Here is a 26,359-nt window from a genome sequence, read left to right as displayed (position 1 = left end):
ACTGATGACATCAGCCGCAATCGGACACAGCGGTGATTCTGAAAACTTTAGGCGTTTCTTTTATTTGTTCCATGCATTTCTCCTTTTATTCGTATGGCAATATTATACAGGAAAAGCGAGTAAATAGCACGGATTGGAAACCTTTTTCCTATATTTAAACCGATTTTACATACCGTATCGCATCTCTTTTAGTCCGTATATAAAAAATAAAGATGCAAACATAAAAGCCTCGCATTCACGGAGGTAAAGATACATTTCCATGAGTGGAGGCTTTCTTATTATTTCAATTCCTTAATCGTCTTAATGCCCTCGGCATCGATATAGGATATGCTCAGCTTATCGCCGCTTTTTAAGAAGACAAGCTGGTTTTCATATTTCGTCGTAAAGCTGATTTTGTAGATATCGCCCTTTTCCGATTGAATATAGTAAATCGTATTACCGTCCATGTTGATTTTTTCCACTCCGGCAACCGTGATATCTTCTGTTTTTAAGGACTCCTTACTGATACTGTCCTCACTGCCGCTTCCTAAAAGATTCAGTGTCTTTTTAAACAGTGCATCCAGACCTTCATCCGTATATACAGTAGCCACCTTCTGATAATCCACAGCAGAAACCGTCGCATACATCTTAATCAGACCGTTATCCTTTAACGACATCAGATATACCGGATTCCCCTTAATATTGATCAGTAACGGGAAGGTGGACTGATAACCGTAGTTTTTCACCTCAGACTGCGCACTCTTCATCGCGCTCTTTTCATTGGCGCCCGCCGTAGCGATTTTCATGGCTTCATGTGTACGCAGATTTACCAGTACAAAGCCCAGATTGGATTCATCCGCATTCGCCGAGGTCAGTCCGCTATACAGCCAGATATCGCCGTTTTTCTCCAGATAGTTATAGCCCTCGGAGGTTACAATGACACCGGTCTGTCCAAACTGGGAGTTCCAGAACCCCTTCTTCAGACTGCCATTGTCATCCAGCTCCTCCACGACCAGAGATTCCGGATAAATGCGGTCTGCCCAGGATGGAATATGCTTGGTGTCATATTTCTCACTCTTACCGGTAATCGGATCCAGAAACACAGCTCCGGTGACACGTTTCTTATTTCCAACGCCGGAATACGTGTAGGTTGTACAAATGTACCATGGTCTTCCTTCCTCATCAATTTCAAAGGATGGCTCTCCGAAAATTTCAGTCGGATACTGGAAACGCAAATGACGGCTCAGGTTTTCATTGAAATACGCAGATGGAACATACTTCATACCATCCATTCCGAGATCCTTCAGCTTTACCAGCTTTGTTTTCCCACTGGTGCTGTCCACCGTGATATAGGCAGGCACCCCGCCGCTCTTGTTTTTAAAGTATTTGATAAATCCGTTATAGGTTAACGGTGTCACACGATACACACTGTCCTTATAGGAAATCTGTGTATACTCATTGCTGACATCAAACTGCGAAACCCATTCGGTCATGTTTCCCATAACCTTATCTCCCAGACGGATGGAGCTGTCACGGTCAATAATCGGTGTCTTTTTGAAATCCACCTGCGGAACCTCGCTGAATTCCACATCCTTTGGTTCAATTCTCTGTGAGAATGCCTTTGCATGGAAAATGCGTGAAGTAACCAGAGTAGCTGCGGATGGAAAGACAACCACAAACATCAGTGCCAGAATGGAAGCCTTGCAGATTGTTCCCCAGCGCTTCTGTTCACTGGTCAGGTTAACGGCATTCTTGTTATGAAAGGATGAACGCCAGTTCTGAAAGGAATCGATCTGACGCTTGGTAAAGGAAAACACGATCAGCAGCACCAGAAGCGGTCCTGCACTCAGTGCCAGAAACTTCCAGAAAGCTGGTGCATGCCAGTTCAATGGTGGCAGCATCACATAAAACATTCCGAATATGTACAGTGCATATACAGGAATCAGAAAATATATATATTTCTTCATTGCTTATCCCTCGCTTTTGAATTTGTTATAAATATATCATATTCCGGCCTGTTCGTACACTGTTTTCCATATAAGTTTGTCTTTCAAACAACTACGTTAGCTCTATGCTGTGCAAACATATCTGTTACCAGTTAAGTCCATTGACCTTGTTTATGAATAAAGGTCCCCCCTTCCTCATATCCACAGGGGTGCAATCAATCACGTATAGGATATATATCCTCATTTCAGCTTATTCCAGCTACAGCTAAGCCTTGCATCCTCTTTCATGGACAGCATGTTCCTTTTCATGCTTTATAGCTTCTAAATTCTGTGATAAGAGCGGGAACGATAGATGCGCAGGGTTGCATAGCAAAGCAGAAAACTGCAGGGAATCCATACAAGAGGAAGCAGCTTCCAGAGGAAAAAGGCCTGATCAAACAGATTGCAGGTGAAGCCTCTGACTGCGACACATGTAAGTTCCATAAATTTAAAGGGAAACAGCTTCATCCACGATGCGTAGGAGGACAGAGCAGTACCTGCAAGCATACACAGCATGCAGAGTCCAAGAGATACATAGGAGGATTTCAGACAGGTGGAGGCAAGTGTTCCCAGAATTGCACAGACCACAGCTCCCAGTACAAGGACCTCCATTGATATGAAGAATCCCTCCTGATAGGTAAATACAGAAATCATATGCAGACCCTCGGTTATATTTACTGCCATATCACCAAGATTTCCGGACAGCCACGCATACAGTGTTACCGGCAGAATCATCAGCAGCAAGCCGATCAGTGCACAGGTTATCACAGCGGCCAGCTTGGACAAGAATAAAGCGCTGCCGCCTCTGCTGCAGGAGCTGAGCACCTCCAGCATATTCTGTTTACGCTCCCTGTTGATCACACTGCTGGATATCACCAGTACCCACACCATAAGCACGATGCCTACTGTGGAGTAGGTTTCCAGTAAGGAAAACCATTCTCTGCTGTCTCCATAATGAAAGGATTTCTTTTCATTCATGTAATCCTTCAGCAGCTGAAGCTCAGCCCTGCTCACATCAAGGGAATATACCGGGGCTGCGACCTTTTCATTATTAAATGAGCTGTACATCGTCCCAAAGGTGCCATCCTCACTGTTCCATGGCTTATCCGCTAGCATAGTCTTTCCATAATTCAAATATAGCATGCTGACCACCTCATCTGCGATATCCTCTTTATAATTCGGTAGAAACTCCTCGCGCAGATAGAGAATCCGCTTTCCTTTTTTTGCTTCCTTTGTATCATCTGCATAGGCGTAACCTCTTTTATTGCTTTGATAATCCTCATACCAGTCTTTCCCATACAGTGCATTCATTTTCTCCATGTTGAAAAAATGTGTATCTATGCGTTTATCTGCCGCTTTTTTTGCCACCTTTAAACGGTTCCACCACGCCGTATCCATGGTACCGGTCCATTTTAATTTTTCATGATGCACTTCCTCCTGAATTTCTTCCTTGCTCATCCTGCTTCCATCCGCATGCCGATAAGGATTCGTATTTTCTCCGGTATCCGTAATTCTATTTTGAAAAATGACCATCGGAAGCATCATAAACAGCAGTAAAAGAATCAGATGAAAGCGGGAGGTCATTATTTTTTTACATTCCAGCAAATACAGTCTCATGCCTCTTCCTCCTGAAAATGATATAAATACAAATCGTTCAGGGTCGGCTCCACACTGCAGGCATCCCTGCCTGTTTCATCCAGATAGCGGACAAGTGTTCCCTGTGTTGATGCACGCTGATAGCAAATAACGGCATGCCCACGCAGCTGCTCCAGCTCTTTTTGTGATACCTGACGCTCCTTCACCCTGCCGTCCAGCATCGAAAGAAGCTTTTGCGGTGTATCATGGGCAATCAGACAACCCTTTTTCATGATCATAATCTGATCGGCTATGGCTTCCACATCACTGACAATATGTGTTGACAGTAAAATGATTTTATCCTTGGACATCTCGCTTAAAAGCTGGAAAAACTGGTTTCGTTCCTTTGGATCCAGCCCTGCGGTCGGTTCATCGAGAATCAGGACAGCAGGATCGTTCAGGAGTGCCTGTGCAATGCCAAGGCGCTGCCGCATGCCGCCGGAAAGCGTCCGAATCTTCTTTTTCCGCTGTGGCTCCAGGTGAACTGCAGGAAGAAGCTCCTGTATACGCTGCGTCGTATAGGACTTCGTCAAGCCCTTGACAGCCCCCATATACTGAAGGAATTCCTCAACCCGAAAGGTTGGATACATACCCAGATGCTGCGGCATATAGCCGATATTGGCAAGATATTCCTCCCGTTTTTCCCGTATGTCAATATCACCGTATAGGATATGTCCCTCATCCGGAGGCAGTACGTTGACCATCATGCGCAGCAGTGTGGTTTTTCCGCTGCCATTCGCTCCCAGAAGACCGGTGATTCCCGGCTTTAATACGGCATTCATATGTTGAACCGCAATGACGCTTCCAAAGTGCTTGGACAGCTGTTCCAGTTTTACATTCATATAAATCTCCTATCTCTTGCTGAATACAAGTATATAATTTTCTGCATGTTTCATTTGCCGGATCACTTCATTTCTGTTCTTTCCCTCACTCCACCTTCATCGCGGAAGCTGTACAGACTTCTATGATTAGCCTATGAACGGATATTATGATCGGTATGGTTCGGTTTCCGTTTTGTACTCTTCCCCAATGTACTCATCATGCGCATGATCGACCATGAACGGATGCTGCTGTGTTTTGCAATCATAACCGGAATCAGCACGATACACAGAAAGCTCCATACAACGGACAACAGGGGCAGACGATGATAGAGGTTTCCCAAAACAGCAAGCCATGGCGTTGTCATAAGCTGATCAATTGCCCGAAAGGAAAGGAAATTGGATGGAAAAAATGATGTCCACGAGGTTTGCAGACCATCCATCGCTATCAGCATCGGCAATAGAAAAAAGAGCATGCCAAGTCCCAGCGAAACTGCCGGTTTTTTTACTATGACGGAGGTGAAGACAGCAAACAGAGTACACGCTATTCCACTCAGCAGCAACAATCCAAGCGCCTGCAAATCAATCTGTGAAAATGTATAGATATGCAGTGTTCTCAGCATCATGAGTGTCGTATCCCCACCGGATAAGTCCAGGATCATGGAGGTTGATACAGACAGTATGATATACAGCGCGGCCGCCAGCATGAGTGCCAGTGAAAAAGAGACAATCAGTTTGGCACAGGCAAGCTTCCTTCTCCCCTTTCGGCAGCTTTTCAACAGCTCCAGCATATCGCAGGATTCCTCCTGATTAAACATGCTTCCAAACAGAAACAGGCAGAAGAGTGCATACAGCTTGGCAGTGTCCTCAAATATCTTCATGCGGCTCATCCAGCCCTCGTATGGACCATAGCGCCATTGGTGTGTGTTCAAATCATGTCGTACGATAGCAGGTGTCTGCGGGTCCAATCGTATGGCATCCACCATTTCCATGGTACGATAGCCGTCCCAGTATGCCTGATCCAGTGTTTGATAGCGAATATCCTCTTTCTGGATTCCCTGCTCGACAAGCTTTTCCAGCTCCTGCTTTCGATCGGCAATCCAGCTCTTCTGCACTGTCCCGGACATGCTTCTGCGCAGATCGTCCGCTATGGCTTTTGCTTCTTTTGCGTTCAATACCTTATCATTGAGCAAGGCGTAGCGCTCCTGTGTCTGCGCATGCAGCGTAAAAGCAAGATGCAGAAGCGGAAACAGCAGCAGGACACACAGCAGGGCACAATGCAGCCGGGAGTGGAAAAATTTATGCAGCTCACGCAGACACAGTCTACACATGAAGATTCCTCCTGCAATGATCCCACAGGACATAACCGCTGTATACCAGAACAGCAAGAAACAGCTGCCCGCCATATTGTTCCAGAAAACCGATCCAATATCCCACTCCAAACAGCTCCAGCAGGACAAGACCACCTGCCGCAAAGCCGTATACCGTCAGAAACACCTGCAAAACCTGATCATGGGCATATAGGTGTAAGGTAAAGGCATTCAGCAGCAAAAACGGAATAAAGCCGCTATACAGCAGCGTAAGCAGATGAATATCCGTTTGCAGGGAGATGCTGACTGCGATAATCAGAATACCCAGAAAGGAGATCCCCCCCAGCAGAAGCATTTTCCACATAAGCATACGCTGCGGCGAATAAGGCGACGCCATTTCCAGCTCCTTCATACCATAGATATCACATCGGAAAACCTCTACTGTAACAGCAACAGACAACAGAGAGCTTCCAAGTGAAAGAAAGGCTACAGAATTCATTTTATATCCATTTGGCAGACACAGCCATACAGCTAGTGCCACAAGCAGTGTCAGTCCCCCCTGTAATACAATACTTTTCCAACCATGTACATACAGCAGCTCACGCAGACTTTTCAGTATACTGCTTTCATATTTTTTCACAGCACGCTTTTGTAGCAGTTCCTTTACGTTTGTGATAACCTCCACAATATCGTCCTCTGGTATGTCCGGTATTTCCAGCGTTTCCAGGCGAATCCTTTCTTTTTTCACTTCCATCCCTCCTTCTGAGCACGTTTTTTCAATATATGGAGTGCCAGCCTTACCTGCGATTTCACAGTGGAAACATGAATTCCCGTAACCTGTGAGATATCCCGGTATTTCAGTCCTTCATCATACCGCAGCAGAAGCACATCCTGCAAATGCGGAGGCCGCTCGCTTATCCATGAACGAAGAATTACAAATTCCTCCTTCTTCTGAAACAGCCGCTCACCATTATACGTATCATCGCGCATCTGCTCCTCCTGCAGCTCGTCCGTATACCGTCTGGAGCGGGTATGGTCATACACCAAATGCCTAGCAATACGGTATAGAAAATTCAGCAGCTTTCCCTGTTCCTCATATTGATCCAGATGTCTGTAAAACCGGTAAAAGGTTTCCTGTGTCAGATCCTTGGACAGTGCCGCATCCAGTGTTCGATGATACAGGTAGGAATACACTTTCGGATAGGCATCCCGTATGGCTGTTTCCAGCTCTGCTTCCTTAGAAACAGCATGTTTATTTATTTTCATCTGCATGACGCCCCTCCTCATTCTGTATAACGCAGTGAATTGTGAAAAGATGAAAGAAAATCAATTTTCTTCAACTCATTATAAATGATACCAGATTCATTCATTTCTATATGATATAACATTATAGTTTAAGGCATTTGAAGCAAAAAATGATGTCCATGGTTATTTAAAGAAAGATGACAAGGCAGTAAGCGTTTGTCATCTTCGTAAATTCATTCATTTTTCAATTTTCTTGTTTATCAAACATTTTTTAATACAGCAGCCATTTTATATGATTCTGATAGTTTTCTTTTTCACCGAAAAGAGTATAAAACATGTTCCCATCAATCAGTTTTATCAAAAGAAAAGGCAGCAATTGAACCCGTTAAATTCAAAAGCCGCCAAGGTTGCATGTACCGCTAAACTAGCTAAAATCATTTACGGTATGTGCAAGAACAACACTATCTTTCAAAGATAGCCAATTTATATTATACATATTTCTCAAAAAAATGGAAGATTCCATCTTTTTGTCGCAGACAAGTGATCTGCTGGTAATGAAGTATTATTTTCTGAAATTTAAGCTTGATTTCTATTATCTAATTTCGTATATCAGAAGGATATAGCAGCAGCTAGTCGCTTATATGTAAAATACCGCTTTTCTGAGTTACTGACTTATCATAATATTCTGTTCAGGTTCTGCATGAGGGCAGGATAATCCGCACGGCTGAAATCGGTAACATCAAGCTCTAGCACCGTACCCAATGCAAAGGTTCCATACCCACGGTTCTTACACCGGTTCATGAATTCCTCATAACCGACCATACAGGGCTGCTCATCCCTGCTCTGAAGTATATCTCCCTTGTGAAAGCTGCCGGCAATATGTCCCGGGTGGCGTGTATCATCCAGATCACGTGCTCTTTGGCGTTCATACAAGATGTCTAAATCTGCCACAAGCCGTATGGTCACAATCTGATAGGCGTGTGTGGCTGCCAATTGTCCCAGTCTGCTTTTTTGTTTATCACTGAAGGGATAATCGCTCAGAATGGATATATCCATCTGCATCATATCCTCCATATCCTTGTAATATTCCATCCAAGCCTTTTGTATATCGGCTTCTTTTTCCTCCATCGTATCAAAACCGTAACGATCCCACATTTCTTCTTTATAGGCATCCGGGGAAAGGATTTGGAATGTTGGATATGCTTCCTGAATCTGACGCATCAGATAGGATTTTCCGGTACCCGGATAGCCTGCCAGCAATACGAGTGTCTTTTTCACTTTACAGCTTCTCCTTTGTTTGTTTTCATCAGGTGTTATCTGATTCTGTTATACAAATGCCCACCGTTCCGTGGGCATTTGGCTATATCTTAAATAATGTGGATTTTTCTGTGATGATACGTTTGATATGATCGTTTGCCGGCGTAAACAGCTTTCGTAAAGATGTTAACGGTGTTGCATCCGGGAAGCTGGCATTCACTTCTTCAATATAAGATTTATTTAATTCCGTGCCGACATTGATTTTCTTCATACCCTTTGCACATCGCTTCATATCCTCATCACTGACACCGGTACCGCCATGCAGCACCAGTCCGACATCCGGCAGCTTATCCTGTAAGGTTTCCAGCAGCTCATAATTTATGTTTGCCTTGGATTTATACTGTCCATGAGTAGTTCCGATTGCGACTGCCAAAGCATCCACATTCGTTTCCTTTACAAAACGGATTGCATCCGCAGGCTTAGTGTAGGCGGCATCGCTTTTTTCCACAACAATACCATCCTCTGCTCCTCCAATGCTTCCGATTTCCCCTTCCACAGATACATTGCGCTCATGGGCGTAGGCAACGACCTCCTGTGTGTTTTTGATATTCTCCTCCAGCGGCAGATCACTGCCGTCATACATAACACTGGAATATCCCAGATCAATTGCTTTTTTTAACGCTTCTATGGATTTGCAGTGATCCATATGCAGACATACGTTGATATCCGCTTTCTTTGCCAATGCTTTGACAGCAGCAATCAGTGCCTCAAAGCCAATATATTCCGCAGTCCCCAGAGACGTCTGAATAATGATGGGTGTTCCCAATTCCTGTGCGGCCGCAATCATTGCCGGCAGCATTTCAAAGCAGTGCAGATTGAAGGCTCCCACAGCTCCCTTTCCTTCATTTTCCCTAAACATTTCTATCAGATTCTTATACATTCCAAACTCCTCCTTGTTTTTGTTATACCATTTCCGGTTTTAAAAGCTGGCTCTCGTGACTTCCTTGGAAATCGCCATCATTTCATCAATCTTACGAAGATAATACTGAATCTGCTCATCATCCTTTGCCTTTGCGGCCTCTCTTCGTTTGGTATTATACAGATTCAGCAGTGTACGATATCCCTTCCCCAGATTCTTCTTTTCCGAAAGACTCATTTCCAGATATGTGATAGCTTCATCAGTCTGTTTTGCTTCCGCATACAGGATTCCTATTTCGTTTAATGCCGCAATGCGTTCCTCTCCACTCTTATCCTTAAGCTCTGCAACAGCTCGTTGTGCGTTTGCCAGCAGCTCACCAGTATCCTGTACCACCTCTTCCTGTACAGGCTCCTCTTTCTTTTCTTTGCGTTTAAAGAACATATACAAGCTCCTAAAACAAGCCGAGAACCGGTTTTAACAGCCAGCCATACAGCAGCCCGCATACGATGGTATCCACATCTGTACAGGTCGCATTCAGGAATCCGATATCTGCCAGCATCGGTGACAGGATTGCAGGCAGGAGTGTGATAAACAAGCCGTGAATGATGCCGGAGATAATGCAACCTCTGGTACCTCCCATCGCATTTCCGAAGATTCCGGCACAGCCTCCGGCAAAGAAGTTGGTCATCATTCCCGGAAGGATCATCGGAAGACCGAACATCGGGAAGAGAAACATGCCGATAACAGAACCGATCGTCGTACTCACAAAGCCGATAATAACTGCGTTAGGTGCATATGGGAACAAGACCGGACAGTCCAGTGCAGGCTTTGCATCCGGAACCAGCTTCATAGCAATACCACGGAACGCAGGAACGATTTCTGCCAGTAACAGACGGACACCGGCTAGCAATACATATACGCCTACGACAAATTGAACTGCCTGCAGGAAGGCGTGTACCAGATAATTTGTTGCCCCTGCATATTCCGCACAGAACTCAGGTCCCGCAAAGAAAGCCGTTACCAGAAACAGCGGAATCATGACGATACCGATAGACAAGTAGGTATCCTGTAAAAATTCCAGACCCTTTGGCAGCTGCAGCTCCTCTGTGGAAACTGATTTCTTACCACCGGTCAGCTTACCTACCCATGCAGTTAATACATAGCCTACAGTACAGAAATGCCCGAGTGCAATATCATCGTTGCCGGTAATTTTTCTAACATAAGGCTGTGCAATCGCAGGCATGGCAACAGCGAAGATTCCACCAATCAGTCCACCGACAAGAATTAGCGTTACCCCGCGCAGTCCGCACCAGTATCCGAAGACAGCGCAGATCGTTGACATCCAGAGCAGTGCCTGTCCTGTCAGAAAGATATATTTCCATTTTGTGAAGCGCGCAATGATGATATTGAAGATGAAGATTGCCCCCAGTGTCAGTGCGATTTCACTTCCCAGACCAAGCTCCCCCATTGCCTGTCCGTTAATCGCTTCGATGGAGGGCACCAGCCCCTGCATGCCAAAGCCTTCGGTAAAGATTGCCCCAAAATACGTAAGTGCCTGTACAATGACATTGGAACCAGCTGATAACACCATGAAGCCCAGCAGTGTTTTAAAGGTTCCCGAGATCACCTGTCCCGTCGGCTTTTTCTGCAGCAGCAATCCCAGCATCGCAATCAATGCGATGGTGATCGGTGCCTGTGTCAGAATGTTGTCAATGATAAAATTTATAATTTGCATAGTAGTTCCCTTCCTCTCTTGTTTTTAAAATTTAAAGTTTGCCCTGTTCCTTCAGGAATGGTACAAGCTTTTCCCTGATTTCATTTTTGTCCACCAGACGGTTCAAAAAGATGGTCGGTGTCGTCAGCTCCAGATTTGCGAACTGGCTCTCAAAGTTTTTACCCGAAAGAATCAGATCCGCCTTCATTCCCTTCACACTGGATAGATCACAATGATCCAGCGAGGCACTGACACCAAGCTCCTGAAGCACGGTTTCCACTGTCATCTGACAGGCAAAGCTGCTTCCCAGACCGTTACCGCATACCATTAAAATTTTCATATTTTCCTCCAATCTTCACGGGGTTGCCGTTTCTACCTTATTCTTCATTCTGTAACAGGGCGTTGAGCTCATCGATCGTATCCAGCTTTGCAATTTTCTCCACATACCCTTTTTCCACAAAGGTCACAATCATTTTCAATATGTCCAGATGTGTCTGGGAATCAATTGCGGAAAAACAGATCATGACCTCAACCGGATCATCCTTGGGGTCGAAGTAAACCGGTTCCCTGAGTGTAATCAGAGAAAACCCGATGCCCAGAGAACCATCCTCCGCTCTTGTATGCGGAATGGCAAATCCCTTTGATATGACAACATACGGTCCGTATTCTTTGATTGAATTTACAATACCCTCCACATAGCTTTCCCTTGCGGTTCCGTTTTCCACCAGAATCCTGCCGCCGATGCGGACTGCTTCCTCCCAGTCCCTTGCACTTACATGCAGCCTTACATTTTTCTCACTTAATTCAATTCCCTTCATAACCTCATTCCTTTCCCTGCCTCTGATATTCCAAATCCCGTATAAACTCTTCATAGGTACAGCCCTTGGCAAGCCTGCGAACACCAAAATCACGTATCAGATATTTATACAGTGTTTTGAAGACATCTTCCCACATGCCGTATTTGCTTTTCGGTATATTTAACAGCAGGACAACCTGTACCTTTTCCTGATCCCAGACGATCGGTTTATCCAGAATCGTTACGGATACACTGGCCTCCAGCATATCATTTTCCAGGGAATGCGGCATGGCAACCATACTGCCCAGCTCAGTCGTCGCCATAGCCTCCCGTTTGAATACGGATTGTTTGTTTTCCTCCTTCATATACCCCTTTTCAATCATAGCATCGGTAATAAAATGCAGTACCTCATCTCTTGTTTTCAGCTTCAGATTTGTGAAATACAGATCCTCCCGAAAGATTTCCTTGAAATATCCGCTGTCCTCATGGTGATGCGTCATGAAGGTTTCAATATTGCGGACATCCCGGTCATCCAGCAATAATTGTGTCTGCAGGATTTTTTCACTGTGGAATGCCTCCACAGGCACACTTGTCAGTACGAGGTCCACACTGTCAATCAGTGCCTGTGTTACCTCATACAGCGGGCAGGTTTTCACAATATGAATCCGGTTCTGGAAAAACTGTTTCACTCTTTCCTTCATCAGCATTGCGGTTGCCATTCCGGAGGCACATACGATGACAGCTTCAAAGATTTTCTGCTTTTCATTCAGGCCCTTCCGCTCCAGTGCTGCACCGAAATGAATCGCAAGAAGACCAATTTCATTTTCATTTGTCTTAATGGAGAAAACATGCTCCACGATTTCACTCGCCTTGACTGCCAGCTCGAATGCAAAGGGATAATTGTTTTTCATATAGTCCAGAAAGTCGTTGCGTATATTCATATGGAATCGAAGCCGCTGAACCGCAACACTGAGGTGAACTGCCAAACCATTGATCAATTGCGTATCATCCGAAAGATCAACATTGGTATCCTCCCTGATTCGATACAGAATTGCCTGAATTTCCTTCTTAAATTCATACTCCTCATTTTCATCCGTAAAGTTTGTGGTAAGAAACTTCTTACTGGATATCAAATGCTGCGTCAGATAGTACACCTCATCGGTGATATCAATGTGCAGTTTATGATAAATAACAGCCAGAACCTCCTTTGCCGCCGCAAACTCCATATGACTTTCCAGCTGACGGATTTCCGCTTCTTCATAATCCACACGCCGTTCATGAAAGGAGCGCTTTAAGATAATGACAATATGTACGATCAGGTTCTTGAATGCGATATCCGTAAGACGCATATCATACTTTTTCATGGTTTCCAGAAGGATTTCATGCAGCTGGGAAAAGAGCTCTTCACTAACGATATCATCAAAAAATCCCGTTTCTCTGGATGCACGCGCATCGTTGTGCTTGAAAATAAATTCCGATATGCAATAACGGATATTGGCTTCACTTCCGATGATATGCACACCTTTCTTTGTGCTGATACCGACCTTTAAGGAAAAGCGCTCCAGCATTTTATCAATCTGCCGGATATCCTTTTTCAGCGTGGACATACTGACAAACACCTCATCCGCCAAATCGTTGGGATCAATAATTTCTTCATTGCGCAACGTGTTTTTTAACAGATGCTGCATGATATAGGCTGCCCTGTCTCTGGGATCACTGGGGATAATCGTATCCGCATCCTTTTCTTCCTCGGCATGCAATTGATCCATGAGCTCTGTGAAAGCCTCTGGTTGTTCCGTATTCAGATAATATCCACTGCCTGCTTCGGAAAGAATGGTTGCACCATGAGCATGAAGGATGCCGTTCAATTCCTTTATATCGTTTCGAATCGTTCTTGATGACACGCCGATCGACAAAGCAATTTGGTCGCTGCTCAATACCTTTCGGTTTTGTGTCAGCAGTTCCAGAATCTGAATCATACGTTTGTTATATAGTTCCAATACTGTTCCCTCCTTGCTTATGGTCTTATTATAAAAGAGCATTGGGGGGATTGATAGGCTATCATTTTCCACTATCTGCGGCAAAAACAGGAAATCTTTTCCTAATCACTTTCCTATAATAGACCAAGCAGATTCATAGTGACACAAAACGAAAAAAAATGATATCCGTTCCATCACAACTCCTGACAAAATGAATGCCTTCTCTTCTTTTTCTTTTCATCAATCTTTCAGTTTCTCCTGTCAAGACCTGCAGAATGTTTCGCTATCCTACAAAGCCCTGCAACTCTTTTTTTATATGGAAAGAGTGAATGATGTAGCTTCTGTTTACTGGTTTCTTACTTTCCAAAATAACAGCAAATACTGAAATTCCATTATATGAGTATGCTATCACACATCGCTCCCTGTACAGGAAGTGCTATAGCCTGCCATTTCAACGAACACTGCGAGTATCATCCCAGATTCTTTTTCACCATCTACCGGCAGATAGGCTTCCTTTCGTAAGCGTCCTTATATAAGCTTGAAGTTCTATTTTGAACCTCATCATGTTATTGCTTAGAAACCCTTCATCAGAAACTGTATAGTCTTATCCAGCATATTGTTCACTCACTGATTCATATGAAAAAAACCCTGCTTATGCACGGTTCTTTCTAACGTTAGAGTGTTTGCAAAAGGGAGACTTTCATACTATTGTTAACTACAATCGTATGGAAGTCTCCCTATGTTAAGTTTACCCACAATCGAGAAAGAACCTTATGTATTACAGGCTTTCTCTATATTGCGTATGAAAGCAGCCTTGGCTTCCTTATAAAATACTTATAATGCGGCGCGGTAGATGTTTTTTACATCCTCTTTCGTAAGCTCTACATAAGCTCCCTTCAAATCCGCTGCAGCTTTTTCCGCCATGACATCAAAGTTTGTTTCATCTTTAATTCCCACTTCGCGCATCGTTGTCGGAATTCCCATAGCAACAAAATAGTCTTTCGTCTTTTTGATGGCTTCATGCGCAATTTCAAACGGATCCTTTTCCCTGTCAATGCCCCATACATTAACACCATAGTCTTTAAATTTTTCCACAGTTTCCTCATTCAGCACGTATTCCATCCAGTGCGGCGTTAAAATAGCCAGCCCCACACCATGTGTGATGTCATAATATGCAGAAAGCTGATGCTCCATCGGATGCACCGTCCATTCCACCGTTTTTCCCAGCTTAATGAAATTGTTGATTGCCCAGCTACTGGTCCACATCAGGTTTGCCCGCGCTTCATAATCCTCAGGATTTTGTACTGCACGTACACCGAATTCAATGCATGTCTTTAACAGTCCTTCCGCCATGCGATCCTGCATATAGCCCTGTACATTGGAGAAATAGCATTCGAAGATATGACTCATAATATCCGCCGTACCTGCCGCAGTCTGGTATGCGGATACACTGCAGGTATAGCTTGGGTCCAGAATTGATGCCTTCGGCCGCATATCCTCATGCCCCGTTCCGATTTTATCATTGGTTTCCAGATTACTGATAACGGCAAAGGTATCCATTTCACTACCGGTTGCCGACAGGGTCAAAACTGTTACGATTGGAAGCACACTAACTACCTTTGCAGGATTTAAAACGATATCCCATGCATCGCCGTCATAGCTGACAGCACCAGCAATCACCTTGGCGCAGTCAATGGTACTACCGCCACCAATCGGTACTAAAACTTCAACACCTTCCTCACGGCACAGCTTCACACCCTCGCGCACCGTTGTAATTCTCGGATTCGGCTCCACGCCGGACAGCTCGCACCATGCGATGCCGTTCTCTTTGAAAATTTTTACAACATCATCATAAATACCGTTGCGCTTGATACTGCCGCCACCATAAACCAGCAATGCCTTCCTACCATAGCCGGAAACGATTCTGCCGATATTGGCTATCTGCCCCTTACCAAAATAAATTTCTGTGGGAATTGAGTAAATAAAGTTTTCCATAATCAAAAACCCTCCTTGCTTTTATTATACAACGTTCACAGCAGCTTGAACATAGCTGTTTTTTCAGTGTTTGTCCTATGGAAAACAGACAAATGTCAAAAAGGTCTTTGTACAGATATTTTCCGGGAAATTCATACCATGTGGAAGCTTCCATGTGATGTCACATTTATCCTTCAGCATACCGTATCCATAATTTCACTTAAAATCTGCTGTTTCTCTGCCGTTTTTAATATGTCAACAAAATCCTCATGCATCAGTCTGCGGGCAAGCTTTGACAATGCCTTGAGGTGAAAGTCATGTTTATCATCCGGGGCAAGCAGGCAGACAGCTGCTTCCACCGGCTTTTCATCTATGGATTTCCACTCTATTTTATGTTTCATTCTGACGAACAGAATTCCTGCTTCCTTTATACAGGCATGACGGGCATGCGGGATGGCAATTCCTTTTCCAAAGCCGGTTGTGCATTCCTGTTCCCGCTTGCACAGCTCCTGAAAGAAGGTATCTGCATCACTCACCTTTCCCTCACGAAATGCAATTTCTGCAAGTGCATGCAGAATTTCCTTTTGGGTATTGCCTTCCATATCCAATATGATATGTTGCTCCGTAATCAGATTCATGTTCATTTCCTCCACCTGTGCAGCCATCGATACGAATTCCTGTCTGCATCTATTCAGCTATATTTTACAGGAAAGCAGACAGCATGGCTATATACATTGGTAAATGTTTCCTTTTTTCTCACGAATGAAGTACCGTGGAAATCTTCCGATTTATCCTTTCGTCTGCTGTATTACCTCCTCTTCCTCTAAGCGGCAAGTGCATACAGCGCATGATACAAGGAGCTTTCCCGCTCATAAATCACCAGCACACGCTGTGAAATCATTTCCAGCAGTCGTATATCTTTGGTTTGCGACAGCTTCCACAGCAGCTCTGCAACAGCATCCCATAAAAAGGATACCGCAATAAACTGTTCTCCCAGCTCAAATAAACGCGTATCCTGCCATATACCGGCAGCTTCCTTCAGAAAATCACCATACATTCTGCGAAAGATTCCCCCTCCGGTTCCGCCTCTCTCATTGATTTGAAAATAGTTTGTTATTCCTGCCAGCTTCAGCTTTTCTGCATGAAATGCTTTCCACTTATTGATTTCTCTGGAGAATTTCAGTATACCGGAAACACCCAACAGCTGAGCCGGTGGATGCAGCATGCTGTCACAGGTATCCAGAATCGCTTCCCGTAATATTTGTTTATCCACGGTGCGATATCCCTGAAAATCAAAGGTCAGATACTTATTCTGTGCAGGAAACGGACGAAAGCTGCTGCTGCGGGCACGCTTGATATCCTCATAATCCACCATGTGATAGTCCTTAGCAACCAGTCCGTTGGGCGTTTGTATGGGAGCATCCTGCTGATCCCTGTCACTGACGAGAAATTTGTGCTGTTCCTCATCGTAGCCAAACAGCACAACGGCATGTCCGCCAAAATGGCTTTGCGCATCCAGTCCGAGATAGGGAAGAAACGGCATATCCACATAAACCAGAACGGGTTCGCCGGCATCAATCATTTGCTTTGTTGTCTGAAATATTCTCTCATAATTCTTACCGGCCCGACAGTGAATGGTAATCTGTAATCTGTCTGCCAGCTTTTTTTCAAATTCGAATACCTTGGTACGTCCGTTGATCATGGGAGAGGCTGCCTGATTCAGATAGAGAAAAGATAATCCCGAGGCCAGCCCAAACATTAACTCCTCTGACATCGGATATCCGTAATACGTAAAGATTTGTTTCAGGGAATTGGTAATGCAGTGCTTCCCTCCCTGCGGGACGAAATTCTCCACTGTATTTTTCATCTACGGTTCTCCTCTCTTGCAAAGGGCAAATAGATTTCCGTTACATAGGCATCCGGGTTACCGCGAAACAGCATTCCCGGTCCCTTCACGTAATCCTCTCTGGATGGTGTCAGAATGCGAATTCCTTGGTCATTCGCATAGGCAAACAAAGCCTTATAGGCAATCCAGAGTGTGTCATAGCCGCCATGATGTGTTGTATGCAGAGCATGCAGCTTCTCAAGATATCTGCAGGTTAGCAAGGGATGGTGTATCTCCTTTTTCACGGGAATACATAATTCAATATCGGCAGCTTCCTTACATTCCTCATCGTGATACAGATTGAAATGTTTATCGTTCGCATTTCCTTTTACAGCTTTGTAAAGCAACGGAATGTACAAATCCAGATCCTGGTATCTGCCTGTAAAGCGAATGGATGCGATCAGTTGTCCTGCAACGGTAGCCGTATTAATCGCATATGTATTTTCCACATATTCCTCACCCTGTGCAAAGCTATGCTCCCGCATTCGCTGAATCAGCTCCCTTTCTTTCTGTATATTAGCCTCCATCCGGCTGATTTTTTCCTGCAGAATATAGGAGAGGTCTTCCCCTCTGCTATTATTCAGAATATCCTTTATTTCCATGATGGTAAATTCAAGGGAGCGCAGATACTGAATCATCTGTGCCGTTTTTAAATCCTCATCACTGTAATAACGGTACTGGTTCTCTGCTTTTCGAAAGGATGGCTTCAGCATTCCCTCCGTGTCATAATACCGCAATGCTTTTACTGTTAAACCGCACAATTTGGAAAACTGGCTGATGGTGTACATAATGCTTCACCTCCCTCTGCTTTATTGTAAACGTTCCTGTGCACAGGAGTGTCAAGTAGATAATAGCATATTTCGCGAATTGATATTGAAAAACAGTATACGATTCCTTTTTGTTGAAAGTGTATACTGTTTATATGTCTTCAAAATGTGCAATTACCTCTGAGGCATCCCGCATATCCAGCAGCCTTCTGATTTCCCCATGCTCAATCAAAGCAATCAGCCTGCGGTAAAAATTCTTGATGGAGCGTTCAACCTCATTTTTATTGCTTACGGATATCACCGGCAGAAACACATGCTGTACGTGCTCGTCACGACCCCAAGGAATGGTCTTCTGCAATCCGGCATACACGATCACTGTATCGTTAACATATTGCGCATTGCCGTGTGGAATGGCAACACCTGATCCGATCTCTGTTGATATTTCGCGTTCTCTTTGCATGACAGAAGAGAAAAACGGCTCCTTTACATAACCAGCCTTCAGCAGTTTTTCACAAATCTGCTTCAAAAGCTCCTCCTTGTTTTCCACCGACTGTTCAAGAAAAATCAGATTCTCATCGAACATGCTATCTGCATGCGGCAGATTGTTTTCACTATGCAGAATCTTCTTGTCCAATATATGATTTACAATGGAGCGAATGTACAGGCAATCCTCCTCCTTTAAAATTTCATTTACATGAATTTGAGGAAAATCATCATGAAGATCAATCGTAGCAATCACTAAATCCCATCTTCGATGCTGCTTCCTGCTCTGATATTCCTGTTCAGTCATAATATCATCGATCCTTATGGCATGATGCAGCTTCTGAATCTGTTCCCGCAAAATACGAATCACATTGTCATAGCGCTTTACAAGGAGGCAGACATGCAAATCGTAGTCTGTCTTTTCTCTAACGACACCAAGATATAAAGCTATGTAGGCAATTTCATCCTCTGTAATCGTCACGCTATAATATTGGTCAAATAAAATACTGGTTGCCCAGGTAGCCTGATATATGGATGAAAAGCTGCTGCGAACCTCATGAAGCAGCGGATTATGAATCCGAACACCGTTTTTCAAACGTATTATCGTTCCTGCAAGATGTGTGAGCAGTCCCTCCATCAATTCCTCCTCACGATCTATGCTGATACTCAAAATGCCATTTAATATATCCAGAAACTGGTCTACAAAGGTATGAAAATGCTCGGTATGCTCCAAATCCTCACGTACCACATCAAACATACTATCATCTACCAGACCGTAAATATCAAGATACAGCTGAATATAGCATTTTTCCTGCTCCGGCAAAAGAATATGATATATTGCTTCCAGTGTTTCAAAGACCTTTAAAAGTCGATTGCTGCGCTGCTTTTTATGCAGCATATCCATCTGCTCCTGCCGCATGTCCACAAAAGCCTTCTGCTGGACACGCAGAATACACATGCAAAGATGCAGGAAGACATTTAAACGACTGATATGATCCAGATATACATGACAGTCCTTTTCCAGCTCCAACACACAGGTTTCAAGCGGATGATACAAAAATCCCTGAAACAGCTCTTGAAACTGCTTGCTCTGCTGCTCATCCAGAATCTGTCCAACCTTCCCCTTTACAAACGGGTAATCGCTTCGTTCCATGAACAGGGCAATGATACAATCACGGATATGAAACTCATCTCCCTTTACTAAAATGCCATATTTCTGTCGATTGCGGATCACTATGTTATAATTGCAGCAGAACTCAGAAAGCTCACGCAGGTAGCCGTGAACAACATGGCGTCCCGCATGCAGAACCTCACAAAAACGCTTTTCACTCCATACGTGGTCTGCATTATGAAAGAACAGACTCCTTACAATGAATGCCTCCTCCTGATCCTGCCGGGTATGCAGCAGCATTTCGTATTGCCTGTGTTTATTCTTTTGCAGCTGCAGAGACACTCCGCTACCTCGTTTGCGAATTAACACACCGATTTCCTGTTCCTGAAGGATGGCTTCAATTACTGTTAGTTCTGAAAGCATCGTCTTTTCAGACAGGGAACAGGTTTCACACAGGGTGCGTATACTGATAAAATCATCTGCGCGCTCCAGCTGCTGCAGGATATCTTTCTGCCTTCTGCTCAGCATAGGTATACCTCCTTTTATAAAAGGGGACAGACTGTCCCCTTTCTATGCTTTCCCCTCCTGATGAAAAATATGCATATAATGCTTAACCATATCCTTAAACCCTTGCTGCATCCGATGGTAGACCATATGAGGTTCACCTGCCTGCCCACCCGCTTTGATAGCAGCTGCAAAATTATCGGTGCCAATATTGATTTTGGAAATACCGCATTGTATTGCTTTCTGCAGGTTTGCATCACCGCTTCCACTGCCGCCATGCAGGACCAGCGGTATATCAACAGCCTGTCGAATTTCACGGATACGTTTAAAATCGAGCTGCGGCTTTCCCGCATAGACACCATGTGCAGTTCCTACAGAAATCGCCAGGCAATCCACACTTGTCTGCTTTACAAATTCAACGGCCTGTATTGGATCTGTATACAGACAAGCCTCACGTCCATAGGAACAGCCGTCTCCGACATGCCCCAGTTCTGCCTCCACACTGACCTGTACAGCGTGTGCAGCTTTTACGATTTCAGCAGTATCACGTACATTCACCTCAAAGGATGCAGTACTGCGATCTATCATAACAGATGTAAATCCGGCACGCAATGCCCACATGACCTGTTCATAGGTTGCACCATGATCCAGATTAACGGCAATAGGGACTGATGATCGAACAGCCATTTCTTCCAGCATACGCCCCAGAAAAACCAAATCCGGGTGAAATACATAGCCTACATCCAAGATCAGCGGTGCATGCAGTTCCTCTGCCGCCTCTATACATACGCGGGCGGTGCATTCGTTGATAACATTTGGTGCCACCACACCATAGCCCTCTATCGTCGCCTTATCCAGCAAATCCCTCATTGGTACAAGCATTTTCTATTCTCCTTCTTATTTTGTATTGAATTCAATGGTGAAATCATAGTCTTCCTCGGTATCCTCGGCAGCTGCGCTACGATTCGGCTTTAACAGAAGCAGTACACCTGCAGTTACAGCTACACCAGCAAGGAAAGCAACCACAAACAGGAATGGCTCTGTGATAAACGGTATCGCGAAAATACCACCTGCCGGAATCGGACACAGACATCCGAAAATTACTGCCAAACCACCGGAAATTGCACTTCCCGCAGTACATGCCGCTACAATACGCAGCGGATCACTTGCAAGGAATGGAAAGACACCTTCTGTAATAAAGCATAAGCCTAGCGGAAGTGCTGTTTTTGCGGCTTCATGCTCTGCCTTTGTAAACCGTTTTCTTGCTAAGAATACTGCGATGGCAACACCAACAGGCGGTGTCATTCCACTGACCATGCTTGCTGCCTTCGGTGCATAGACCCCCTGTGTAAGCATTGCATCACAGAAAGCGCCTGCTGCCTGCGCAAACGGACCACCCATATCAAAGCGCATACCGCCAATAATAGCACCCATCAAAAAGCCTGATTCCCCCTGCAGGGAGAGAAGCCAGTCAGTCATACCCTGCTGTATCATTGCCAAAGGTGTACCAATCAGATACATAAATACCAAGCCAACAGCAAGCGTTGACAATACCGGGATAACAAGCACTGGCATCAGGCCTTCAATCAGCTTCGGCGGCTTAATATAGGTTTTTGCAAGCCATGCAAAGTAACCAGCGATAAAGCCACCTGCAAGACCTCCAAGAAATCCTGCACCAACAACATTTGCAAGGGTACCCGCCGCAAGACCCGGAGCAATACCCGGGCGATTTGCTATCGAATACGCGATTCCCGCTGCGATAACAGGAACCGTGAATCCAATCGCCGCATTTCCAATCTGCTCCAACGCTGCCGCAATCGTTCCTTCCTGAATATCCACCCCTCCAAAAATCCTGGAAATCCCCAGACAGATACCGCCTGCTACAACCACCGGTATCATATAGGCAATACCCGTAAGAACATGTTTTTTCAGTTGCAATTTTTTCACTATCTCCACCTCAGCTTTCTTTCAATTTTTCTTCTATCTGCATCAATAATTTTTTTGGTGCCTTCATTACCATTTTCATTGGCATATCCAGAATTTTTTTCCCTTTAAAGCGTTCCCTTCCGGATATTTCAATATCTGCTGAAATAATGACCACATCTGCTTGTGCAATATCCTGATCGTCCAGAATATCCTCAACGCCAATGCTGCCCTGTGTTTCAATCTTTATTTCATGTCCCAGCTCCCTTGCTGCATTTACAAGCTTCTCTCTTACCAGATACGTGTGTGCAATTCCTGCTGTACATGCTGTTATACCTACAATTTTCATACGCTCACCTTTCTTTCACTGTCTTGATAAAATAGCCTCCATGACATCCTGTCTGCTTTCCGCCTCATACAGTCGCTGCTTCACATCATCATAAGCCAGTGATTTAGCAACAGCCGCCATCATCGATAAATGACTCTGATCAGCATCGTGCTTTCGGGCGCAGACTGCAAAGAGGATAACCACTTTTACCGGAAGCTCATCAATACTCTCCCAGTAAATGGGCTCCTGCAATATGCCAACCGCAATTCTGTTTTCTTTCACTCCCTTCGATTTTCCATGCGGTATTGCAATATAGTCTCCAATTCCTGTAACTCCTTCCGCTTCCCGTAAAAAGACATCACTCATAAACGCATCCATATCCATTACGACTTCATGTGCCTTCAGCATTTCAGCAAGCTGCCGTATTGCTTCCTCTTTTGAATCTGCCTGCATGGGAATCAGAATATCATCTTCATGCAATATCTTTCTCAGCTCCATATTCCTTCTCCTTTATCTACTTTTATTATAGTGAATTTAAAAATATATAAATTTCGTCTTTTTCCTTTTTACAACTGGAATTTATTACATTATGCAATACCTTTTTTTACCTGAATCATATTAAAATACTTAAAGGAAAAACTGCCGGTATTTTTTCCGACAGTTTTCATTCATTGTTCAGCAATTCTATTTGTGTCTATATGCTCCTGCCTTCTCAGGATATATCGATATCTGCTTACTCTTTTCTAGTATCAAATTCATTCATAATATCTTCACGCTGTTTTTCATCATACAAATCGAACACGGTTAAACACAGACTGATGATTCCCTTTCTCAGCTTGTCATCCGCACAAGGCAGCTTCAGATATTCGAGAAAATTAACATCATGCGCATAAGCGGGTGTTGGTCCTTTCAATGCCAGCTCACTGTACATCATCGGGCAGACATGCGATACATTTCCTACATCACTGGAGCCGCTGGCATCCGCATCACTGTCCACAAAGTCACCGGAGCCGCAAAGCTTTGCATTTTCCACATACAGCTGCTGAAAGCTTTCCAAGTTGACCAGATCATAATAGGTATTTTCAAAATTACGATATTCCATCTGCGTTCCCGTCATGAAAGAAGCTCCCTTTGCGATATTGACGATTTTCGCACTGATTTCCTCCATATATGCCTTATCGGCTGCGCGGATGTAAAATTTGCACGCACACAAATCCGGAATGATATTGCATGCTTCTCCACCCTTGGTGATAATACCGTGCACCCGTGTGTCACAGCGCAGCTGCTGGCGCAGATAGCTGATTCCCGTAAACATCAGATTGACCGCATCCAAGGCATTGACTCCCAGATGCGGATAGGCAGCTGCATGAGCTGCTTTTCCATGGAAAGTGAATTCTAGAGAGTCCATGGCAAGTGTAACGACATGTGCATTATTTTCTGCACCCAGATGCAGCTGAAAAGCAAAATCCACATCATCAAATGCACCTTCCTCAACAAGCACACATTTTCCACCGGTTGTTTCCTCTGCAGGGGTTCCCATAATAACAATGGTACCCTCCAGTTCCTCCTGCATCTGTGCAAACATGAGCCCCACACCCGCACATACCGCTCCGATCCAGTTGTGTCCACAGGCATGTGCAAGCTCATCGTGCTGCTCACCATACCCTGGCAAGGCATCATATTCTGCCAAAAATGCATAGGTTGCTCCCGGCTTACTGCCCTTCAGCTCGCATCGAAATGCTGTCTTCAAAGAACCGTACGGGAGCTGTACAGAAAAGCCTGTCTCCTTCAGCTGTTCACAAATATAGGCACTTGACAAAAATTCCTGATCACCATCTTCGGGATGTTCGTATATCCATTTGCTGATTTCCTCAGCTTTGGCCTGCACCTTTGCCGCATACAGCTCTTCCAGCTGCTTTTTTCTTTCCTCTTTCATATCGTAGCCTCCACTATTCTCATTGATATTACCTTAAAAATACTAACATCAGTATTTACATATCCGTTTACAGCTTGCTTTTTATGCAGTTGTATTAAGACTTTCACATGGAATAAGAAACAGAGATGGGCTCTCTGTTTCTTTCTTGTGCTATTCGATTGTTACATGTTCAAAGTAGAACATTGCTGCCGGTGTACGTTCCAGCCCCTTCACACTCGGCTTTTTCAGCATCACCTGTGTATTTGTTACCAGTGGAATGAAATAAGCCTGTTCAACAATCATTCGATTCTCTGCATCATGCAGCAGCTGCATACGCTTCGCAGCATCCGTTTCCAGTGCAGCCTTCGCCATCAGATCCTCGTATTCTGCATCATCGAAAATCAGGACCGCTTGAGATTCCTTCTGCCACATACCAAGATATGCTGCGGCAGGATCCAGTGTGGTGGCACTCAGACCATAACGGCTTGTTTCAAACTGACCGCCGTCTACCTGCTGATAGAAGACACCCTGTTCCACCTGTTCAATTTTCAAATCAATATAAATTTTCTTGAACTGTTCCTGCAGTATTTGAGCAATATCCATATTTACCTGCTGACCGGTCGTCTTGTATTTGATTGTCAGCTTTTTGCTGTCAGAGTATCCAGCTTTCTTCATCAGTGCCTGTGCACCCTTCAGATCATATTTAATTAAATCACCTGCATCATCCGCTTCTTTACGGAAATCTTCCTTTTCTCCCTGAATTCCATGTGGAACCAGACCAAACAGTGGCGTTACATAATCTCCTGTATCCAGTACCTTTACGATACCGTCACGATCAACTGCCATTGCCATTGCCTTACGAACATTGACGTCCTGCAGTGCTTTATTTTCTGTAGATAAGGAGTTGATGTCAATAAAGTAATTGGATACATATGGATCTACCCGATACAGATCATCCTTACCTTTATAATTGGTATATCCTTCATTTGCAACATAGGTAGCGAAATCAATCTCTCCTGCATCATAGCCCTGGTATTGAGAAACACTGTCTTCCATAATCTTGAAGTGCAGCTTTTCCAGCGTTGTTTTGTCTGCCTCATAATATTCTGTATTCTTTACCAGATCAACGGCATCTGCAGGATTCACACTTTCCGCTTTGAACGGTCCGTTTACCGGTACATCTGCGGATAAAGACCATTCAGAATCCTTTTCCTTTGCGATATCGGAACGAAGCGGCGTATAGATTCCCTGTGTCATCAGCTTGTCAAAATATTGAACAGGCTGAATCAATTCAATGGTAAAGGTTTTGTCATCCACCTTTTTTACGCCAACATCTTTCATATCCTTAATTTTCATATTCTTTTCATAAGCCTTTTGCGCTCCGACAATGTATTTTCTTCCATCCTGTGCATTATAAGAATTCTCAGGACCGTAAGAAAGTCCTCGCTTGATACCGTAAACAAAATCATCTGCCTTTACTGCTTCCCCATCACTCCATTTTGCATCCTTAATAGTAAATGTGTAGGTCTTTCCATCCTCACTGACTTTATAGTCTTCACAAAGATCCTTTACCAGCTTCCCTTCTTCGTCCAGCTTGAACAAGGTACGATACATGTTCTGAATTACAATCATGGAATATGTGTCATCCGCAAGCGCCGGATCCAGACTGGTAATCTGTCCGCCAAGTGCAACCTTGAGCTCACTGCTGCTTTCTTCCCCGCCCCCGCAGGCACTCAGGCTGAGAATACTGATACCCATGAAGAGTGATAACATTAGTTTTTTTAGCTTTTTCATACAGTTTCTCTCCTTTTTACATTTATTATCATACCTTC

The 26,359-nt window shown here is 44.3% G+C and carries 24 protein-coding genes; all 24 read right to left on the bottom strand.

All coding sequences use genetic code 11. The annotated features are described in order from the left end of the window. Positions 1-278: 278 nt before the first annotated feature. A complete protein-coding gene (locus KSZ58_RS14815; RefSeq protein ID WP_008818574.1) occupies positions 279-1,946 on the bottom strand; it encodes a hypothetical protein in 1,668 nt (555 codons plus the stop codon). Positions 1,947-2,246: 300 nt separating this feature from the next. Continuing rightward, the gene (locus tag KSZ58_RS14810) at positions 2,247-3,581 is read right to left on the bottom strand and encodes an ABC transporter permease (protein WP_009269775.1); all 1,335 of its coding nucleotides are present in this window, start codon (positions 3,579-3,581) and stop codon (positions 2,247-2,249) included. Next, the gene (locus KSZ58_RS14805) at positions 3,578-4,441 is read right to left on the bottom strand and encodes an ATP-binding cassette domain-containing protein (RefSeq protein WP_009269776.1); all 864 of its coding nucleotides are present in this window, start codon (positions 4,439-4,441) and stop codon (positions 3,578-3,580) included. Before KSZ58_RS14805 ends, KSZ58_RS14810 begins: the two co-directional genes overlap by 4 nt. Positions 4,442-4,572: 131 nt before the next feature. Next, positions 4,573-5,748 carry a hypothetical protein gene (locus KSZ58_RS14800; protein ID WP_008818571.1) on the bottom strand — a complete coding sequence of 392 codons (1,176 nt, stop codon included), beginning with the start codon at positions 5,746-5,748 and terminating at the stop codon, positions 4,573-4,575. Continuing rightward, entirely contained in the window at positions 5,741-6,481 is a 741-nt protein-coding gene (locus KSZ58_RS14795; RefSeq protein WP_008818570.1) for a hypothetical protein, read from the bottom strand. The genes KSZ58_RS14800 and KSZ58_RS14795 overlap by 8 nt, the downstream gene beginning before the upstream one ends. Further along, a complete protein-coding gene (locus KSZ58_RS14790; RefSeq protein ID WP_008818569.1) occupies positions 6,472-6,999 on the bottom strand; it encodes an RNA polymerase sigma factor in 528 nt (175 codons plus the stop codon). The genes KSZ58_RS14795 and KSZ58_RS14790 overlap by 10 nt, the downstream gene beginning before the upstream one ends. Positions 7,000-7,647: 648 nt before the next feature. Then, entirely contained in the window at positions 7,648-8,250 is a 603-nt protein-coding gene (locus KSZ58_RS14785; RefSeq protein WP_009587782.1) for an AAA family ATPase, read from the bottom strand. 82 nt (positions 8,251-8,332) lie between these two features. Further along, a complete protein-coding gene (locus KSZ58_RS14780) occupies positions 8,333-9,169 on the bottom strand; it encodes a class II fructose-bisphosphate aldolase (RefSeq protein WP_009587779.1) in 837 nt (278 codons plus the stop codon). A 39-nt stretch (positions 9,170-9,208) separates the two neighbouring features. Next, entirely contained in the window at positions 9,209-9,589 is a 381-nt protein-coding gene (locus KSZ58_RS14775; protein ID WP_054344285.1) for a hypothetical protein, read from the bottom strand. 10 nt (positions 9,590-9,599) lie between these two features. After that, complete coding sequence (locus KSZ58_RS14770; RefSeq protein WP_009269778.1) at positions 9,600-10,883, bottom strand: PTS sugar transporter subunit IIC; 1,284 nt, start codon at positions 10,881-10,883, stop codon at positions 9,600-9,602. Positions 10,884-10,914: 31 nt separating this feature from the next. After that, on the bottom strand, positions 10,915-11,202 hold the full coding sequence (locus tag KSZ58_RS14765; protein ID WP_009269779.1) for a PTS sugar transporter subunit IIB: 288 nt from the start codon (positions 11,200-11,202) through the stop codon (positions 10,915-10,917). A gap of 37 nt (positions 11,203-11,239) precedes the next feature. Continuing rightward, positions 11,240-11,680 (bottom strand): PTS sugar transporter subunit IIA, encoded by a 441-nt coding sequence (locus KSZ58_RS14760; protein ID WP_008818563.1) that lies wholly within the window; start codon positions 11,678-11,680, stop codon positions 11,240-11,242. Positions 11,681-11,684: 4 nt separating this feature from the next. Continuing rightward, positions 11,685-13,658 (bottom strand): transcription antiterminator, encoded by a 1,974-nt coding sequence (locus KSZ58_RS14755; RefSeq protein ID WP_175627905.1) that lies wholly within the window; start codon positions 13,656-13,658, stop codon positions 11,685-11,687. Positions 13,659-14,471: 813 nt separating this feature from the next. Next, on the bottom strand, positions 14,472-15,632 hold the full coding sequence (locus KSZ58_RS14750) for an iron-containing alcohol dehydrogenase (RefSeq protein ID WP_002607351.1): 1,161 nt from the start codon (positions 15,630-15,632) through the stop codon (positions 14,472-14,474). A gap of 173 nt (positions 15,633-15,805) precedes the next feature. Next, positions 15,806-16,276, bottom strand: coding sequence for a PTS fructose transporter subunit IIA (locus tag KSZ58_RS14745; RefSeq protein WP_055201199.1), 471 nt, complete (start codon positions 16,274-16,276; stop codon positions 15,806-15,808). Between the two features lie 158 nt (positions 16,277-16,434). After that, on the bottom strand, positions 16,435-17,478 hold the full coding sequence (locus KSZ58_RS14740) for a BtrH N-terminal domain-containing protein (RefSeq protein WP_142419877.1): 1,044 nt from the start codon (positions 17,476-17,478) through the stop codon (positions 16,435-16,437). Then, positions 17,475-18,284: a MerR family transcriptional regulator gene (locus tag KSZ58_RS14735; RefSeq protein ID WP_008818558.1), complete on the bottom strand. Its 810-nt coding sequence runs from the start codon at positions 18,282-18,284 to the stop codon at positions 17,475-17,477. Before KSZ58_RS14735 ends, KSZ58_RS14740 begins: the two co-directional genes overlap by 4 nt. A gap of 130 nt (positions 18,285-18,414) precedes the next feature. Continuing rightward, positions 18,415-20,385: a transcription antiterminator gene (locus KSZ58_RS14730; RefSeq protein ID WP_008818557.1), complete on the bottom strand. Its 1,971-nt coding sequence runs from the start codon at positions 20,383-20,385 to the stop codon at positions 18,415-18,417. 42 nt (positions 20,386-20,427) lie between these two features. Continuing rightward, entirely contained in the window at positions 20,428-21,243 is an 816-nt protein-coding gene (locus KSZ58_RS14725) for a class II fructose-bisphosphate aldolase (protein WP_008818556.1), read from the bottom strand. A 15-nt stretch (positions 21,244-21,258) separates the two neighbouring features. Continuing rightward, a complete protein-coding gene (locus KSZ58_RS14720) occupies positions 21,259-22,308 on the bottom strand; it encodes a PTS fructose transporter subunit IIC (protein WP_217752790.1) in 1,050 nt (349 codons plus the stop codon). Between the two features lie 10 nt (positions 22,309-22,318). Further along, complete coding sequence (locus KSZ58_RS14715) at positions 22,319-22,633, bottom strand: PTS fructose transporter subunit IIB (RefSeq protein ID WP_008818554.1); 315 nt, start codon at positions 22,631-22,633, stop codon at positions 22,319-22,321. Positions 22,634-22,648: 15 nt separating this feature from the next. Then, positions 22,649-23,110 (bottom strand): PTS sugar transporter subunit IIA, encoded by a 462-nt coding sequence (locus KSZ58_RS14710; protein WP_008818553.1) that lies wholly within the window; start codon positions 23,108-23,110, stop codon positions 22,649-22,651. A 235-nt stretch (positions 23,111-23,345) separates the two neighbouring features. After that, positions 23,346-24,548, bottom strand: a complete 1,203-nt coding sequence (locus tag KSZ58_RS14705; protein WP_008818552.1) for an amidohydrolase — start codon at positions 24,546-24,548, stop codon at positions 23,346-23,348. 150 nt (positions 24,549-24,698) lie between these two features. Beyond that, positions 24,699-26,321, bottom strand: coding sequence for a peptide ABC transporter substrate-binding protein (locus KSZ58_RS14700; protein ID WP_008818551.1), 1,623 nt, complete (start codon positions 26,319-26,321; stop codon positions 24,699-24,701). Positions 26,322-26,359: the final 38 nt, after the last annotated feature.

The sequence above is a fragment of the Erysipelatoclostridium sp. DFI.2.3 genome, from assembly GCF_019132535.1.
GTDB lineage: Bacteria > Bacillota_I > Bacilli_A > Erysipelotrichales > Erysipelotrichaceae > Clostridium_AQ > Clostridium_AQ innocuum.
Note: the sequence above shows the minus strand (reverse complement) of the source record. Positions and strands in the feature narration are given on the sequence as shown.